Annotated in this window: 12 protein-coding genes; all 12 read left to right on the plus strand. The window is 62.4% G+C overall.

What is annotated here, in order from left to right:
• Positions 1-5 precede the first annotated feature (5 nt).
• The 12 genes from ACUN0G_RS31930 to ACUN0G_RS31985 all read left to right on the plus strand — a co-directional run bounded on the left by ACUN0G_RS31930 (position 6) and on the right by ACUN0G_RS31985 (position 17,145).
• On the plus strand, positions 6-1,424 hold the full coding sequence (locus ACUN0G_RS31930) for an aminotransferase (protein WP_445575347.1): 1,419 nt from the start codon (positions 6-8) through the stop codon (positions 1,422-1,424).
• Between the two features lie 56 nt (positions 1,425-1,480).
• Complete coding sequence (locus ACUN0G_RS31935; protein WP_421524506.1) at positions 1,481-2,341, plus strand: response regulator transcription factor; 861 nt, start codon at positions 1,481-1,483, stop codon at positions 2,339-2,341.
• A gap of 231 nt (positions 2,342-2,572) precedes the next feature.
• Entirely contained in the window at positions 2,573-2,854 is a 282-nt protein-coding gene (locus tag ACUN0G_RS31940) for a peptidylprolyl isomerase (protein ID WP_003208024.1), read from the plus strand.
• Between the two features lie 140 nt (positions 2,855-2,994).
• On the plus strand, positions 2,995-4,854 hold the full coding sequence (locus tag ACUN0G_RS31945) for an extracellular solute-binding protein (protein WP_258345081.1): 1,860 nt from the start codon (positions 2,995-2,997) through the stop codon (positions 4,852-4,854).
• Positions 4,854-5,915, plus strand: a complete 1,062-nt coding sequence (locus ACUN0G_RS31950) for a microcin C ABC transporter permease YejB (protein WP_445575348.1) — start codon at positions 4,854-4,856, stop codon at positions 5,913-5,915. Before ACUN0G_RS31945 ends, ACUN0G_RS31950 begins: the two co-directional genes overlap by 1 nt.
• Positions 5,915-6,937: an ABC transporter permease gene (locus tag ACUN0G_RS31955; RefSeq protein ID WP_258345076.1), complete on the plus strand. Its 1,023-nt coding sequence runs from the start codon at positions 5,915-5,917 to the stop codon at positions 6,935-6,937. Before ACUN0G_RS31950 ends, ACUN0G_RS31955 begins: the two co-directional genes overlap by 1 nt.
• Before the next feature lie 11 nt (positions 6,938-6,948).
• Positions 6,949-8,520 (plus strand): ABC transporter ATP-binding protein, encoded by a 1,572-nt coding sequence (locus ACUN0G_RS31960; protein WP_421552553.1) that lies wholly within the window; start codon positions 6,949-6,951, stop codon positions 8,518-8,520.
• A complete protein-coding gene (locus ACUN0G_RS31965; protein WP_177026347.1) occupies positions 8,517-9,914 on the plus strand; it encodes a sigma-54 interaction domain-containing protein in 1,398 nt (465 codons plus the stop codon). The genes ACUN0G_RS31960 and ACUN0G_RS31965 overlap by 4 nt, the downstream gene beginning before the upstream one ends.
• Before the next feature lie 295 nt (positions 9,915-10,209).
• Entirely contained in the window at positions 10,210-11,601 is a 1,392-nt protein-coding gene (locus tag ACUN0G_RS31970) for a GntP family permease (protein ID WP_093208848.1), read from the plus strand.
• A gap of 7 nt (positions 11,602-11,608) precedes the next feature.
• Positions 11,609-12,382 (plus strand): 3-hydroxybutyrate dehydrogenase, encoded by a 774-nt coding sequence (locus ACUN0G_RS31975; RefSeq protein ID WP_445575349.1) that lies wholly within the window; start codon positions 11,609-11,611, stop codon positions 12,380-12,382.
• 131 nt (positions 12,383-12,513) lie between these two features.
• A complete protein-coding gene (locus tag ACUN0G_RS31980; protein ID WP_445575350.1) occupies positions 12,514-14,472 on the plus strand; it encodes an acetoacetate--CoA ligase in 1,959 nt (652 codons plus the stop codon).
• Positions 14,473-14,607: 135 nt separating this feature from the next.
• Positions 14,608-17,145, plus strand: a complete 2,538-nt coding sequence (locus tag ACUN0G_RS31985; protein ID WP_445575351.1) for a PAS domain-containing protein — start codon at positions 14,608-14,610, stop codon at positions 17,143-17,145.
• Positions 17,146-17,160: the final 15 nt, after the last annotated feature.

Raw genomic sequence — 17,160 nt, forward strand, 5'->3', positions numbered from 1 at the left:
ATGCCATGACCCTGCCAAATCCTGCTTTTTTCGCCCAGTTCGACCACGAGCAACTGGACGCAGCCGACAAGGCGCATTACATGCACGGCTTCCATATGTTCGATGAGCACCGTGAACAAGGCTCACTGAATATCGCGGCCGGTGACGGCGCCTACATCTACGACACCGCCGGCAACCGTTACCTGGATGCCGTCGGCGGCATGTGGTGCACGAATATCGGCCTGGGCCGCGAGGAAATGGCCGACGCCATCGCCAACCAGGTGCGACAGTTGGCCTATTCCAACCCGTTCTGCGACATGGCCAACGTCACCGCCATCGAACTGTGCGCCAAGCTCGCCAGCCTGGCCCCCGGCGACCTCGACCATGTGTTCCTGACCACCGGCGGTTCCACGGCCGTCGATACCGCCTATCGTCTGGTGCAGTTCTATCAGAACAGCCGCGGCAAGCATGAGAAGAAACACATCATCTCGCGCTTCAGTGCGTACCACGGCTCGACGTTCCTGACGATGTCCATCGGCAACAAGGCCGCCGACCGGGCGCCGGAATTCGACTTCATGAGCGACCTGTTCCACCACATCTCCTGCCCCAACTACTACCGGGCGCCAGAAGGCATGAGCGAGGCGCAGTTCCTCGATTTCCTGGTGGATGAGTTCGAAGACAAGATCCTGACCATCGGCGCCGACAAGGTGGCCGCGTTCTTTGCCGAACCGATCATGGGCTCGGGCGGCGTGATCATTCCGCCGAAGGGTTATCACCGGCGCATGTGGGAAATCTGCCAACGCTACGACCTGCTGTACGTGGCGGATGAAGTGGTGACGTCCTTCGGCCGGCTGGGAAAATTCTTCGCCTCCCAGGAAGTGTTCGACATGCAACCGGATATCATCACCACCGCCAAGGGCCTGACGTCCGGCTACCTGCCGTTGGGCGCCTGTATTTTCTCGGACCGCATCTGGCAAGTGATCGGCGAGCCGGGCAAGGGCCGCTGCTTTACCCATGGCTTCACCTACAGCGGCCACCCGGTGAGTTGCGTGGCGGCACTGAAGAACATCGAGATCATCGAGCGGGAAAACCTGCTGGCCCATGTCGAAGACGTCGGCGTGTACCTCGAACAGCGCCTGCAAACCCTGGCCAGCCTGCCGCTGGTGGGCGACGTACGCTGCCAGCGCTTGATGGCCTGCATCGAATTTGTCGCCGACAAACACACCAAGGCCCTGCTGCCGGACGCGGTGAACATCGGCGAGAAGATCCACCTGCGGGCCCAGGCCAAAGGTTTGCTGGTGCGGCCCATCGGCCACCTGAACGTGATGTCGCCGCCGCTGATCATCACCCATGCCCAGGTGGATCAAGTGGTGGAGATCCTGCGCCAGTGCATCCTCGACACCGCCGAAGAGCTGCGCCAAAGCGGCGAGTATCAGGGCCGATGAGCCTGGGCGCCTCGGTGCTTTTGCCGGGGCCCTGGCCGGCGGGTAGACTGGCCGGCATGAACCAGCATGCCGATCACCGCCCTGCCCCGTCCTTCCAGGTGCTTGAAGCCTGGAACAGCGCGCTGGCCCACGCCTTCGCCAGCGTCGAAGAAGCGACCTTCCTTGAACACCTGGCCTGTGCCCTCAGTGCGCTGACCCCTATCGAATCGATGATGATCAGCCTGGAGCGCCAGGGCCAGGCGCCGCACTTGCTCTACCAGCAAGGCATCCCCCGGCCGCACTATGAAGAAATCATCAACCGCTACTTTTCCCGGGGCTACCTGCTGGACCCGTTCTGCCTCGCGGTAGACAAGGGCCTGGCCGAAGGCTTCTACCACCTGGCGCAAATCGCCCCGGACGATTTCTTCAACAGCGAGTACTACAAGACCTACTACCTGCGCAGCGGCGGCGCCCAGGAGAGCTATTACATCGTCGACCTGTGCCCCAACAGCAAGATTTCCCTGTGCATGTTCCAGGGGCTGAGTGCCGGCCAGTTCAGCGACGAACAACTGGCACTGCAACGAACCGCCCAACCCATCGTGCGTGAACTGCTGCGACGCTTCGGCACCACCGGCGGGCTGTGCAAGGTGATCAGTGATGAGGCCTTCACCCAGACTCAGGTGCATCAGCAGATAGAAGCGGCGTTCATGCATTTTGGCAGCGGTGTGTTGACCGTGCGCGAGCGGGAGATCGCCCACCTGATCCTGCGGGGGCACTCGGTAAAATCCACCGCCCAGGTGCTGGGCATTTCCCCGGAAACCGTGCGCATGCACCGTAAGCATTTATATACCAAGCTTGAGATCAACTCCCAGGCGGAGCTGTTTGCACTGTTTATCGATTGGCTGACCCACAGCGGCGTAATGGCCCGCCACACCTGACCCACCATCCCCCGTAGCAGCTGTCGAGCCCCAGCGAGGCTGCGTCGGGAGCGACCCGATCTCGTGCCTGGCGCAACAGCGGTGGCGCGGCTGACGCAGCCTCGCTGGCGCTCGACAGCTGCTACGGGGGGCGGCGCTCGTGAGGCGTCGGTTCATTCTTGGGGAACTTTGCCAGGAAATAACCACCTGAATCCGGTACGCTCACCGTTTTTACCCAAGGAGTTATCCCTCATGGCCAAAGCCACCGCCCGTCACATCCTGGTTGCCACCGAAGACAAGTGCAACGAACTGAAAGCACAGATCGAAGGCGGCGCTGATTTCGCCGAAGTTGCCAAAGCCAACTCGTCCTGCCCGTCCAGCCGTCAAGGCGGCGACCTGGGTTCGTTCGGCCCGGGCCAGATGGTTAAAGAATTCGACACCGTCGTCTTCAGCGCCCCGGTCAACACCGTGCAAGGCCCAGTGAAAACCCAGTTCGGTTATCACCTGCTGGAAGTGACCAGCCGTCAGGACTGATCCAGTCCGCACCTATGTTTAAAACAGCGGCCCGCCTTTTGGTGGGCCGTTGTGCATCTGTGACAGTGTGAAGACTGGCGAGGCGCACGCGCATAGCGTACAAATCCATTTACCTCTTCACCCGGCGCCCAAGGCTGATAATGCGAGTCGCTTTTTCTACCCTGTTTTGCTCCACCCTGGCCCTATTGCTGGCCAGCACCGCCGTGATCGCCGCGCCGCAATCGGCACTGACCGTGTACGGCGAACCGGCCAAATACCAGCCCGGGTTCACCCATTTCGATTACGCCAACCCCAATGCCCCCAAGGGCGGCAGCTTGCGGCGTTCGGCGATCGAAATCGGGCGCTACGACCATGTGCTGCCTTATGGCGACAAAGGCATCGGCGTCAGCCAGGTCGACGGTTGGCTGTATTCGCCGCTGGCCCAGCGCTCCCTGGATGAGCCCTACACGGTCTACGGCCTGGTGGCGGAAAAGATGGAGCGGTCAGACGACGGTCTGTCCCTGCGTTTTTACCTGAACCCCAAGGCGCGTTTCGCCGATGGCCAGCCGATCACCGCCGAAGACGTGCGCTACACCTTCGACCTGCTGATGACCCAGGGCAGCCTGCGCTACCGCACACTGTTCGCCGACGTCAAACACGTCGAAGTCGAAGGCCCGCGCCAGGTGCGCTTCGATTTCTCCAGCAACGAAAACCGCACCCTGCCCCTGGATGTCGCCACCCTGCCGGTATTCCCCGAACATTGGTGGAAAACCCGCAACTTCGCCGACGGCGGCGGCTACGAGATTCCCCTCGGCAGCGGCCCCTACACCATCAGCAAGGTGGATGCCGGCAACACCATCACCTTCAAGCGTGACCCGAACTGGTGGGGCAAGGACCTGCCCATCAGCCGCGGCCTGTACAACTTCGATCACCTGAGCCTGGAATATTTCGGCGACACCGAAGTGGCGCGCCAGGTCCTGCGGGGCGGCGCCTATGACTTCAACCGCGAATTCTCTGCCACCGGCTACTCCATCGGCTACAACGGCCCGGCCCTGGACGATGGTCGCCTGCAACGCGCCCACCTGGCCAAAGAAGCGCCGCAACCGGCCCAGGGCTACGTGTTCAACGTGCAAAAGCCGATGTTCAAGGACCGCCGCGTGCGCCAGGCCCTGGCCATGTTGTGGGACTTCGAATGGGCCAACCGGCAGATGATGCGCAACATGTACATCCGCCAACAAAGCTTCTTCTCCAACAGCCCGCTGGCGGCGACCCAACTGCCGGACGCCCAGGAGCTGGCGATTCTGGAACCTTTGCGCGGGCAGATTCCCGACGAAGTCTTCACCCAAGTCTTCAAGGCGCCGACCACCGACGGCAGCGGGATGATCCGCGACAAGCAACTGCAAGCCCTGGCCCTGCTGGAACAGGCCGGCTGGAAACCCGACGGCGACAAGCTGGTAAATGCCGAGGGTGAGCCGCTGGAATTCACCTTCCTCAATGCCCAGAACGGCCTTGAGCGCTTGCTGTTGCCGTACAAACGCAACCTCGCGCAGATCGGCATCACCCTCAATATCCGCCGTATCGACTCCTCGCAATACGTCAACCGCCTGATGGCCCGGGACTACGACATGATCGTCACCGGCTTTCCGGTCACCACCTCGCCGGGGATGGAGCTGTACAACTACTTCGGTTCCGCCGCCGCGTTTGATACCGGCGCCAACAACTACATGGTCCTGAAAGACCCCGCCGTGGACAGCCTGATCAATGGCCTGGTCAAGGCCAATACCCAGTCGCAGATGCTGAGTTACGCCCACGCCCTGGACCGCGTACTGCAATGGAATTACCTGTGGATTCCCAACTACTACCCGCCGGGCACCTCCGCCGCGTGGTGGAACCGCTTCGGCCGCCCGGCCGTGGAAGCCAAGACCGATGAGGCCCTGGAAACCTGGTGGGAAATCAGCCCCACGCCGCTGACCAATGAACAGATGAAAGCCGAACTGACCAAACGCCCGGGAGCCCGCTGATGTTTGCCTATATCGTGCGGCGCTTGCTGCTGATCATTCCGACCCTGGTGATTATCCTGCTGGTGAACTTCGTTATCGTGCAGGCCGCTCCCGGCGGGCCGGTGGAACAGGCCATCGCCCACCTGCAAGGCATCGGTGGCGGTGGCGTCGGCGGCTCGTCTGCCGAAAGCCTCAGCAGCAACTCACGGGCCAGCCGTGGCCTGGACCCGAAACTGATCAAGGACATCGAAAAACAATACGGCTTCGACAAGCCCGCGCCGGAACGCCTGTGGCTGATGCTCAAGAGCTACGCCCAGCTGGATTTCGGCAACAGTTTCTTCCGTGGCAAAAGCGTGACCGACCTGATCCTGGAAAAGATGCCGGTGACCATTTCCCTCGGCCTGTGGGCCACCTTGATCACCTACCTGGTGTCGATCCCGCTGGGGATTCGCAAGGCGGTGCGCCATGGCAGCAGTTTTGATGTGTGGAGCAGCACCGCGATCGTGATTGGGTATGCGATGCCGGCGTTTCTGTTTGCGATGTTCCTGATCGTGGTCTTCGCCGGCGGCACCTCGTTGAACTGGTTCCCCGTACGCGGGCTGGTCTCGGAAGACTTCGACCAGTTGAGCACCGTCGGCAAGATCGCCGATTACTTCTGGCACCTGGTACTGCCGGTCAGCGCCCTGGTGATCGGCGGCTTCGCCACCTTGACCATCCTCACCAAAAACTCGTTCCTCAATGAAATCACCCGCCAGTACGTGGTCACCGCCCGAGCCAAAGGTTTGAGTGAACGCCGGGTGCTGTACGGGCATGTGTTTCGCAATGCCATGCTGTTGGTGATTTCGGGGATTCCCCAGGCGTTTATCGCGGTGTTCTTTGCCGGTTCGCTGCTGATCGAGGTGATTTTCTCCCTCGATGGCCTGGGCCGCATGAGCTACGAAGCGGCGGTTTCACGGGACTATCCGGTGGTGTTCGGTTCGTTGTTTATTTTCACGCTGTTTGGCCTTTTGATAAAACTCATCGGTGACCTCTGCTACACCCTGGTGGACCCGCGTATCGACTTCGCCGCGAGGAACGCCTGATGCTCAAGCTCTCTCCCGTGGCCCGCCGGCGCTTTGAACGCTTCAAGAAAAACCGTCGCGGCTGGTGGTCGCTGTGGCTGTTTATCGGCCTGTTTATCCTGACCCTCGGCGGCGAGTTGATCGCCAATGACAAACCCTTGGTGCTCAGCTACCAGGACGAACTGTATTTCCCGGTGTTCAAGCGCTACACCGAGCAGGAGTTCGGCGGGCAACTGCCCTTCCAGGCGGATTACCGCAGTGAATACGTACAGAACCTGATCAAGAAGGACGGCGGCTGGATGCTGTTCCCGCCGATCCCGTTCAGCGACGACACCCCCAACTACGAACTGACCCGCCCTGCCCCCAGCCCGCCATCGAGCGTGAACTGGCTGGGCACCGACGATCAATCCCGCGACGTACTGGCGCGGGTGATCTTCGGCGCACGGGTATCGATCCTGTTTGCCCTGGCCCTCACCGCAATCAGCGCTGCCATCGGCATCGCCGCCGGTGCCTTGCAGGGTTACTACGGTGGTTGGGTGGACTTGCTCGGGCAACGAATATTGGAAGTGTGGTCCGGCCTGCCGGTGCTGTACTTGCTGATCATTCTGTCGGGGTTTGTCGAGCCGAATTTCTGGTGGTTGCTGGGGATCATGGCGCTGTTTTCGTGGCTGGCCCTGGTGGACGTGGTGCGCGCCGAGTTCCTGCGGGGGCGCAACCTGGAGTACGTCAAGGCCGCGCGGGCGCTGGGTTTGGGTGACGGCAAGATCATCCGCCGGCATATCCTGCCGAACGCAATGACCGCCACCCTGAGTTACTTGCCGTTCATTTTGACCGGGGCGATTTCTACCTTGAGCGCCCTGGATTTCCTCGGCTTCGGCATGCCCGCCGGCAGCGCTTCCCTGGGTGAACTGATCGCCCAGGGCAAGCAGAACCTGCAAGCGCCATGGCTGGGGCTGACTGCATTTTTCACCCTGGCGCTGATTCTGTCGTTGCTGGTGTTTATCGGCGAGGCGTTGCGTGACGCCTTCGACCCACGCTCATGAAGGGCCCTGAGATGACTGAAAACCTGATCGAGATTCGCGATCTGAGCGTCGCCTTCAACGGCCAGACCGTGGTGCGCAAGCTGTGCCTGGACGTGCGCCCCGGCGAGTGCCTGGCGCTGGTGGGCGAGTCCGGTTCGGGCAAATCGGTGACCGCCCATTCGATCCTGCAACTGCTGCCCGAAGCCGGCACCGAAACCACCGGTTCGGTGCGTTACCGCGGCCAGGAACTGCTCGGCGCCTCGCCCGCCACCCTGCAAAAACTGCGGGGCAACCGGATTGCGATGATCTTCCAGGAGCCGATGACTTCCCTGAATCCGCTGCACAGCATCGAGAAACAGATCGGCGAAACCCTGCTGTTGCACAAGGGCCTGGGCGGCAAGCAAGCCCAGGCGCGGATCCTTGAATTGCTGGAACTGGTGGGCATCCAGAAACCCCAGGAACGCCTAAAGGCCTATCCCCATCAACTCTCCGGCGGCCAGCGCCAGCGGGTGATGATCGCCATGGCCCTGGCCTGCGAGCCGGAACTGTTGATCGCCGACGAACCCACCACCGCGCTGGATGTGACCGTGCAGCGCAAGATCCTGCTGCTGCTCAAGTCCCTGCAACAACGACTGGGCATGTCGCTGCTGCTGATCAGCCACGACCTCAACCTGGTGCGCAGCATTGCCCAGCGGGTGTGCGTGATGAAGGCCGGCGAGATTGTCGAGCAGGCGGATTGCGAAACCCTGTTCTGCGCGCCGAAGCACCCTTACAGCCGCCTGCTGCTGGATGCTGAACCGGCAGGCATCGTCTTGAATCACGAGGCGCGGGAGACGGTGTTGCAGGTGGATAACCTGAGCGTACAGTTCCCGCTGGGCGGCGGACTGTTCCGGCGCAAGCAGTACCTGCAAGCGGTGGACGGCATCAGCCTGACGGTGCAGCGCGGCAAGACACTGGGGATTGTCGGCGAGTCCGGCTCGGGCAAATCCACCCTGGGCCAGGCGATTCTGCGACTGCTGGATTCCAGCGGCGCGATTCGCTTCCAGGGCGAGGCCCTCGACGGCCTGACGCAAAAGCAGATGCAGCCGTGGCGCAAGCAGATGCAGGTGGTGTTCCAGGATCCGTTCGGCAGCCTCAGCCCGCGGATGTCGGTGGCGCAGATCATCAGCGAAGGCCTCGAAGTACACGCCCCGTGCAGCCTCAAGGACCGCGAAGCCCAAGTGATCCGCGTGCTGGAAGACGTCGGTCTGGACCCGGCCAGCCGCCATCGCTACCCCCATGAATTCTCCGGCGGCCAGCGCCAACGCATCGCCATCGCCCGTGCCCTGGTGCTCAAGCCGGCGCTGATCCTGCTGGACGAACCCACCTCGGCGCTGGACCGTACCGTGCAGAAACAAGTGGTCGCCCTGCTGCTTGAGCTGCAGGAAAAGTACGGCCTGACTTACCTGTTTATCAGTCACGACCTGGCAGTGGTGCGGGCCCTGGCCCACGACATGATCGTGATCAAGGACGGCAAGGTGGTGGAGCGCGGGCCGAGCGACGAAGTGTTTGCAGCGCCTCAACACCCCTACACCCAGGAACTCCTCGCGGCGGCGCATCCATGAACACCAGCGGCAGCCTCAAGGATTACCAATACGTTCGCGGCCTGGCGATCCAGTCGTTGTTCGAGATCATCGAGCAGTCCAGCGAAGGCACGGTGATTGTCGACGGTGACGCCAACATCGTCTGGATGAACGAGCGTTACGCCAAGCGCTTCGGCCTGAAAAGTGCCGACGAAGCCATCGGCCAACCGTGCGAGCAGGTGATTTCCAACAGCCTGCTGCGCCAGGTGGTACGCAACGACCAGCCGATACTGCTGGATATCCAGGACACGCCCAAAGGCCCGCTGGTGGTGATGCGCCTGCCGATCCATGACGACGCGGGCAAGGTGATCGGCGCCATCGGGTTTGCGTTGTTTGATGAGCTGCGCAACCTGTCGCCGCTGATCGAGCGCTACCTGAGCATGCAGCAGGAACTGGCTTCCACGCGGTCGCTGCTGAGGTCGCGGCAGAGCAAGTACAACTTCGCGCACTTTATCGGCACCAGCGCGGCCAGCCTGGAAGTCAAACGCCGGGCGCGGCGCAGTGCCAGCGCGGACTCGCCGGTGTTGTTGCTGGGGGAAACCGGGACCGGCAAGGAGCTGCTGGCCCAGGCGATTCACGGTGCATCGCCTAGGGCGCACAAAGCCTTTGTGAGCATCAACAGCGCGGCGATTCCTCATGATTTGCTGGAAGCCGAATTCTTTGGCACGGCACCGGGCGCGTTTACCGGCGCAGACCGCAAGGGCCGCCCCGGCAAGCTGCAGATTGCCCAGGGCGGCACGCTGTTTCTCGATGAGATCGGCGACATGCCGCTGCCGCTGCAAAGCAAATTGCTGCGGGTGTTGCAGGAGAAAGAGTTCGAGCCGGTGGGCTCCAACGAGATGATTCACAGTGATGTGCGGGTGATTGCCGCCACGTCGATGGACCTGGAAGCGGCGATCAAGCGCGGGGAGTTCCGCGCGGATCTGTATTACCGCCTGAATGTGCTGCCGATCCAGGTACCGCCGTTGCGCGCAAGGCTGGATGATTTGCCGGCGTTGAGTGAGGCGATTCTGGAGGAGTTGCGCAGCCAGCATGAACTGGACCGGGAAGCGCTGGCGCTATTGGCGCAGCATGCGTGGCCAGGGAATATCCGCGAGCTGCGCAATGTGCTGGAGCGGGCGGCGCTGTTGAGTGATGACCTGGTGCTGGATGCCCGTGAAATTCGCGCGGCAATTGGTACGTTCAGTCCGGTGGAGCACCGCTCGGTAGAGACCGTTGAGGGCGAGAGTTTCAGTGCGGCCAGGGAGCGCTTTGATCGGCAGGTGATTGGGGCGGCGTTGAAGGCGTGTGAAGGGAATGTGGTGGAGGCGGCGAAGCGGCTGGGGCTTGGCCGGTCGACCTTGTACAAGAAGATGGTTGCGCTGGGCATCGCATAATCTCAAAACAGAGACACAATTCCAAATACAGAGAAAAGCCAATGTGGGAGCGGGCTTGCTCGCGAATGCGGTGTGCCAGCCAGTAAATTCGGAACTGACATACCGCATTCGCGAGCAAGCCCGCTCCCACAGTTGATCTCCACCAGTCTCAAATTCGGGACAGAATTTGAGAGCGCACTCACGGATCGATAACTTTTCCATATATTTCAACAAGTTAACCACTTGGCACACATCTCGCTATAGCCCTTCCCCACCGCCTCACCCCACAAAAATAACAATCAGATGGAGACACACCATGAGTGTGATCATTGCCCTCGCAGCCCTGGCGCTGCTGATGCTGGCCGCCTACCGTGGCTACAGCGTCATCCTGTTTGCCCCCATCGCCGCCCTCGGCGCTGTGCTGCTCACCGACCCTTCCGCCGTCGCTCCCGCCTTCACCGGGGTGTTCATGGAGAAAATGGTCGGCTTCCTCAAGTTGTATTTCCCGGTGTTCCTGCTCGGCGCGGTGTTCGGCAAGCTGATTGAAATCTCCGGCTTCTCGCGCTCCATCGTCGCTGCCGCGATCCGCTTGCTCGGCACCCGCCAGGCGATGCTGGTGATCGTGCTGGTGTGCGCCCTGCTGACCTACGGCGGAGTGTCGCTGTTTGTGGTGGTGTTCGCGGTGTACCCGTTTGCCGCCGAGATGTTCCGCCAGAGCAATATCCCCAAGCGCCTGCTGCCGGCGACCATCGCCCTCGGTGCGTTCTCGTTCACCATGGACGCCCTGCCCGGCACGCCGCAGATCCAGAACATCATCCCCAGCACCTTCTTCAACACCACCGCCTGGGCTGCGCCGTGGCTGGGGCTGATCGGCACGATCTTCGTGTTCTGCGTCGGCATGCTGTACCTGGCCCGCCAGCGCAACAAGGCTCAGCGTGCCGGTGAAGGCTATGGCACCAACCTGCGCAACGAGCCGGAGACCGCCGAAGACATCAAGCTGCCCAACCCGTGGATCGCGCTATCGCCGCTGCTGCTGGTGGGCATCATGAACCTGCTGTTCACCCACTGGATTCCGCTGTGGTACGGCAAGACTCACACCCTCAGCCTGCCGGGCATGAGCGTGCCGGTGCAGACCGAAGTCGCCAAGCTCACGGCGATCTGGGCAGTGCAGGCGGCGTTGCTGGTGGGGATTATCGTGGTGCTGGTATTCGGCTTCTCGGCGATTCGCAGCAAGCTCGCCGAGGGCAGCAAGAGCGCGGTCAGCGGTGCATTGCTGGCGGCGATGAACACCGCTTCGGAATACGGTTTTGGTGCGGTGATCGCCTCGCTGCCGGGCTTTCTGGTGCTGGCGGACTGGCTCAAGGGCATTCCCAACCCATTGGTCAACGAAGCGATTACCGTGACCCTGCTGGCCGGTATCACCGGTTCCGCCTCGGGCGGCATGAGCATTGCGCTGGCGGCCATGTCGGAGAGCTTTATTTCAGCGGCCCATGCGGCCAATATCCCTCTTGAAGTACTGCACCGGGTGGCCGCCATGGCCAGTGGCGGCATGGACACCCTGCCCCACAACGGCGCCGTGATCACGCTGCTGGCTGTCACCGGGCTGACCCACCGCGAAGCCTATAAAGATATTTTCGGCATCACGATCATCAAGACCCTCGCGGTGTTCGTGGTGATTGGTACTTTCTACGCCACCGGCATTGTGTGAGGTTGATATGACGACATTGAACGGCAAGACCGCCCTGGTCACCGGCTCCACCAGCGGCATCGGCCTGGGCATCGCCCTGAGCCTGGCCAAGGCCGGCGCCAACCTGATCCTCAACGGTTTCGGCGACGCCAGCGCGGTGATCGCCCAGGTGCAGGCCTTCGGCGGCAAGGTCGGGCATCACCCGGCGGACGTCAGCGACCCGGCGCAGATCGCCGAGATGATTGCCTACGCCGAGCGCGAGTTTGGCGGCATCGACATCCTGGTGAACAACGCCGGGATTCAGCATGTGGCGCCGGTGGACGAGTTTCCGGTGGAGCGCTGGGATTCGATCATTGCGATCAACCTGTCGTCGGTGTTCCACAGCACGCGGTTGAGCCTGCCGGGCATGAAGACCAAGGGCTGGGGGCGGATCGTCAATATCGCCTCGGTGCATGGGCTGGTGGGTTCGGTGGGCAAGGCGGCTTACGTCGCCGCCAAGCATGGCGTGATCGGGTTGACCAAAGTGGTGGGGCTGGAAACCGCCCAGAGTAATGTCACCTGCAACGCCATCTGCCCGGGCTGGGTGTTGACGCCGCTGGTGCAGAAACAGATTGATGATCGCATCGCCAGCGGGGTTGACCCACAGCAGGCGCAGCAGGATTTGCTGGCGGAGAAGCAGCCGTCCCTGGAGTTCGTGACGCCGCCGCAATTAGGGGAACTGGTGCTGTTCCTGTGCAGCGAAGCCGGCAGCCAGGTGCGGGGCGCGGCGTGGAATATCGACGGCGGCTGGCTGGCCCAGTAAGTATTCATCAGATGATCGTTCCCACGCTCCGCGTGGGAATGCAGCCCGGGACGCTCCGCGTCCCAAGAGCGGACGCAGAGCGTCCAATGAGGCATTCCCACGCAGAGCGTGGGAACGAGAGAGACTCACCTATGTCCGAAATACTCTGGCAACCCTCCCCCGAACGCATCCACAACACCCGCATGGACCAGTTCCGGCGCTTCATCAATGATCGCCATGCCTTGCAGATCAGCGACTACCCGGCCCTGCACCAGTGGAGCATCGACCAGCGCCCGGATTTCTGGCAGTCCATCGTCGAGTTCTTCGAGGTGCAGTTCCGCTCACCACCCAGCGCGGTGCTGATCGAAGACGCCGAGATGCCCAGCGCCCAGTGGTTTCCCGGAGCCACCCTGAACTTTGCCGAACACCTGCTGCGCCGCCGCGACGATCATCCTGCGGTGGTCGCCATCAGCGAAGACGGCCAGCGCGAACAACTGACCTATACCGAACTGGCCCGCCACGTCGCTGGACTGCAACGTAGCCTGCGGGCGGCCGGTGTGGGCGTGGGGGACCGGGTCGCCGCGTGCATGCCCAATACCTGGCAAACCCTGGTGGGCATGCTCGCCACCACCAGCCTCGGCGCGATCTGGTCGTGCTCCTCGCCCGACTTCGGTACCCAGGGCGTGATCGACCGCTTCGGCCAGATCGAACCCAAGGTGCTGATCACCTGCGCCGGTTACCGGTATGCCGGCAAGGTCATCGACCAAAGCAGCAAGCTCAATGAAATCCTCGAGCGGCTGCCGTCCCTGCAACAGCTGATCATCGTGCCGTATGCCCGCCCGCAGGCGCGTCCCGAGGAGTATCAGACCCGGGCCAACGTCGCGCTCTGGAACGACTTCTACAGCCCCGGCGGTGAGCCCGATTTTGTCGCCGTGCCCTTCGATCATCCGCTGTACATCCTCTATTCCAGCGGCACCACCGGCGTGCCCAAGTGCATCATCCACGGCACCGGCGGCGTATTGCTCACGCACCTCAAGGAACACGGCCTGCACGCCGACCTGTCGCGGGATGACTGCCTGTTCTACTACACCACCTGCGGCTGGATGATGTGGAACTGGCTGGTATCGGTACTGGCCATCGGCGCCACGGCGGTGCTGTATGACGGCTCACCGTTTCACCCGGGGCCGGAACGCTTGATGGACTTGATCGACCAGGAAAAAATCAGTGTGTTCGGCACCAGCCCGAAGTTCCTCGCCACCCTGGAAAAGGCCGGGCTGCAACCGCGGCTGAGCCACGACCTGGGCAGCCTCAAGGGCTTGATCTCCACCGGCTCGCCGCTGTCGCCCCAGAGCTACGACTACGTGTACCGCGAGATCAAGCCGGTGCTGTGCCTGTCGTCGATGTCCGGCGGCACCGACATCGTCTCCTGCTTTGTGATCGGCAACCCGGTGCTGCCGGTGCGCCGTGGCGAGATGCAGTGCAAGAGCCTGGCAATGGCCATCGAAGTCTGGGACGACCAGGGTCGCCCGCTGATAGGCGAAAAAGGCGAACTGGTGTGCACCCGGCACTTCCCGGCGATGCCTATCGGCTTGTGGAATGACCCGCACCAGGAAAAACTGCGGGCCTCGTATTTCGGCCAGTTTCCCGGCGTGTGGGCCCAGGGCGACTACGCCGAACAACGGCCCAATGGCAGCCTGCTGATCCATGGCCGCTCGGACGCCGTGCTCAACCCCGGCGGCGTGCGCATCGGCACCGCAGAGATTTATCGCCAAGTGGAAAAGGTGCCGCAGGTGCTGGAAAGCCTGGCCATCGGCCAACGCTGGCAGGATGACGTGCGGGTGGTGCTGTTTGTACGGCTCAGCGACGGCGTCGAACTGGATGACGTCCTGGAGCAGCAGATCCGCCAGGTGATCCGCGCCAACACCACGCCGCGCCATGTGCCGGCGAAGATCCTCGCGGTGACGGATATCCCGCGCACCATCAGCGGCAAGATCGTCGAACTGGCGGTGCGCAACGTGGTGCATGGCGAGGCGGTGAAGAACACCGACGCCCTGGCCAACCCCGAGGCACTGGAGCAATTTCGTGATCGCCCGGAGCTGGCAGAAAGATGAAACGTTTTAGCCCTCAAGCACTCATTTGAAGACAAAACCCTCAAGCGTGCTATTTTTCGAGGGTGGAAAGCCGATCACTCATCACGGGATAATCGGCTTTTGTCATTCTTCAAGCGTTACGCGCAGGGCATTTTCATGAACGTATCACCCACCGGCAGCGAGGCCGCAGCACTGATTGCGCGGCTGGACTGGGCACGAAGCCCCCTCGGTGACGCCATTGATTGGCCGCAAAGCCTCCGTACAGCCGTCGACATCGTGATCCATTCACCCATGCCGATGCTGTTGCTGTGGGGCGCCGAACTCACCCAGATCTACAATGACGGCTTCGCGATGCTGGCCGGCAACAAGCATCCTGGCGCCTTTGGCCAGCCTGCCGACCTGATCTGGCCGGAGCTGAAGCCGTTCACCGATCCGATCTACAGCGCCGTCTTCGCGGGCCAGGTGCGCACGTTCACCGAGCAGCGTTTCGTGCTGCAACGCAATCACCGCGACACTGAAATCTGGCTCGACCTGACCTACAGCCCGATTCGCGATGAGCATGGTGAGGTCGCCGGTATCCTGATCACCGCCATCGAAACCAACGAGCGCCGGCGCATCGCCCTGGAACTCCAGCAGCGCACCGAAAACAGCCTCAGGGCCCAGCGCGACACCGAGCAGCGCCTGCAACTGGCCCTGGCCGCCACCGACGCCGTGGGCACCTGGGACTGGGACATTGGCGAAGACCGGTTTATCGCCGACGCACATTTCGCCCAACTGCATGGGGTTGACCCCTGCGATGCCGGCCTGCTGCCCATCAGCGACTACCTGCAAGGTGTGCACCCCGAAGACCGTGGCATGGTAGCCCGCAGCATCAAGCATTGCATCACCCACGGCACCGAATACGCCGAGGAATATCGCCTGCTGCAGGCCGACGGCGAAGTGCGCTGGGTGTTTGCCCGGGGCCGTTGCTACAAGGATCACCATGGCCGACCGGCACGTTTTCTCGGCGCCGCCCTCGACCTGACCGAACGCAAGCACACTGAGCAGGCCCTGCGCCAAAGCCAGACCGAGCTGCAACTGATCATCAACGCCATGCCGGTGCTGATCGGCTATGTCGACCACGAGCAGCGTTTTCGCCTGAACAACAGTGCCTACCTGGACTGGTACGGCATGACCCCGCAGGAGCTGTACGGCAAGACCATCCGCGAAGTCGTGGGCGACGAAATCTATGCCGGGCGCGTCGACAAGATCGAGGCGGCGCTCAAGGGCAAGGCCTGCAGTTTTGTCACCGTCACGCCGCACCATGATGGCCGCCCCCGCCACGCGCTGATGAAGTACCTGCCGCGTTTCAGCGCTGACGGTTCAGTCAACGGTTTCTACATTTTTGTGATCGACGAGACCGAGCGCAAACTGACCGAAGAAGCCCTGCGCCACCTCAACGAAAACCTCGAAGAGCGCGTCAATCAACGCACCCAGGCCCTGGCCGAAGCGAACCAGCGCCTGCAAAACGAGATGTTCGAGCGCGAGCGTGCCGAAGACGCCCTGCGCCATGCCCAGAAGATGGAAGCGGTCGGCCAGCTCACCGGCGGCATCGCCCATGACTTCAACAACATGCTTACCGGGATCATCGGCAGCCTGGACCTGATGCAACGCTACATCGCTGCCGGACGCAGCGACGAGATCGGCCGCTTCACCGACGCCGCCGTGTCCTCGGCCCATCGTGCCGCTGCGCTGACCCACCGCCTGCTGGCGTTCTCCCGCCGCCAATCCCTGGACCCCAAGCCGGTGGACCCGAATCAGTTGGTGGCGTCCCTGGAGGACCTGTTCCGCCGCACCAAGGGCGCGCACATCGAACTCAAGGTGCAACTGGGCACCGACGTGTGGCCAGTGAACACCGACGCCAGCCAGTTGGAAAACGCCCTGCTCAACCTGGTGATCAACGCCCGCGATGCGATGCCCGACGGCGGGCAATTGTGCATCGAGACCGCCAACAGCTACCTCGACGGCACCGACATCACCACCCTGGAGCCGGTCAAGGCTGGCGACTATGTGATGCTTGGCGTGAGCGACAACGGCGCCGGCATGACCGCGAAGATCCTCGCCAAGGCCTTCGACCCGTTCTTCACCACCAAGCCCATCGGCCAGGGCACCGGCCTGGGCTTGTCGATGATCTATGGGTTTGCCCAGCAATCCGGCGGCCACGTGACCATTCACAGCGAACCGGGCCAGGGCACTTGCGTGCGCCTGTATTTGCCGCGCCTGCATGGCACGGCCCTGGAGCGCAGCACGCCCGCCAGTCAAGGCGAAGCCCCGGTGGCACTGGAAGGCGAAGCCGTGGTGGTGGTCGAGGACGACCCGGCGGTGCGGATGCTGGTGGTGAATGTGCTGGATGAACTGGGCTATACCGCACACCAGGCGGCGGATGCACGGGCGGCCTTGCCGCTGCTGGAGTCTGACTTGCGCGTGGATTTGCTGGTGACCGATGTGGGCTTGCCGGGGATGAACGGCAGGCAATTGGCAGAAATTGCCCGGCAACATCGACCGGCGCTCAAGGTGCTGTTCATGACCGGTTATGCCGAGAAAGCCGCCGAGCGCCAGGGGTTCCTGGAGGCCGGCATGGACATGGTGGCCAAGCCGTTTTCGATTGACCTGCTGGCTAACAAAATCCGCAGCATGATCAGCTCAGAGGCCTGACTTCAGGCATAATCG

It is taken from the genome of Pseudomonas sp. 32A, assembly GCF_052682255.1.

Coding starts and splice junctions, on each gene's coding strand:
- ACUN0G_RS31930 (WP_445575347.1), top strand. CDS start 6: ATGACCCTGCCAAATCCTGCTTTTTTCGCCCAGTTCGACCACGAGCAA.
- ACUN0G_RS31935 (WP_421524506.1), top strand. CDS start 1,481: ATGAACCAGCATGCCGATCACCGCCCTGCCCCGTCCTTCCAGGTGCTT.
- ACUN0G_RS31940 (WP_003208024.1), top strand. CDS start 2,573: ATGGCCAAAGCCACCGCCCGTCACATCCTGGTTGCCACCGAAGACAAG.
- ACUN0G_RS31945 (WP_258345081.1), top strand. CDS start 2,995: ATGCGAGTCGCTTTTTCTACCCTGTTTTGCTCCACCCTGGCCCTATTG.
- ACUN0G_RS31950 (WP_445575348.1), top strand. CDS start 4,854: ATGTTTGCCTATATCGTGCGGCGCTTGCTGCTGATCATTCCGACCCTG.
- ACUN0G_RS31955 (WP_258345076.1), top strand. CDS start 5,915: ATGCTCAAGCTCTCTCCCGTGGCCCGCCGGCGCTTTGAACGCTTCAAG.
- ACUN0G_RS31960 (WP_421552553.1), top strand. CDS start 6,949: ATGACTGAAAACCTGATCGAGATTCGCGATCTGAGCGTCGCCTTCAAC.
- ACUN0G_RS31965 (WP_177026347.1), top strand. CDS start 8,517: ATGAACACCAGCGGCAGCCTCAAGGATTACCAATACGTTCGCGGCCTG.
- ACUN0G_RS31970 (WP_093208848.1), top strand. CDS start 10,210: ATGAGTGTGATCATTGCCCTCGCAGCCCTGGCGCTGCTGATGCTGGCC.
- ACUN0G_RS31975 (WP_445575349.1), top strand. CDS start 11,609: ATGACGACATTGAACGGCAAGACCGCCCTGGTCACCGGCTCCACCAGC.
- ACUN0G_RS31980 (WP_445575350.1), top strand. CDS start 12,514: ATGTCCGAAATACTCTGGCAACCCTCCCCCGAACGCATCCACAACACC.
- ACUN0G_RS31985 (WP_445575351.1), top strand. CDS start 14,608: ATGAACGTATCACCCACCGGCAGCGAGGCCGCAGCACTGATTGCGCGG.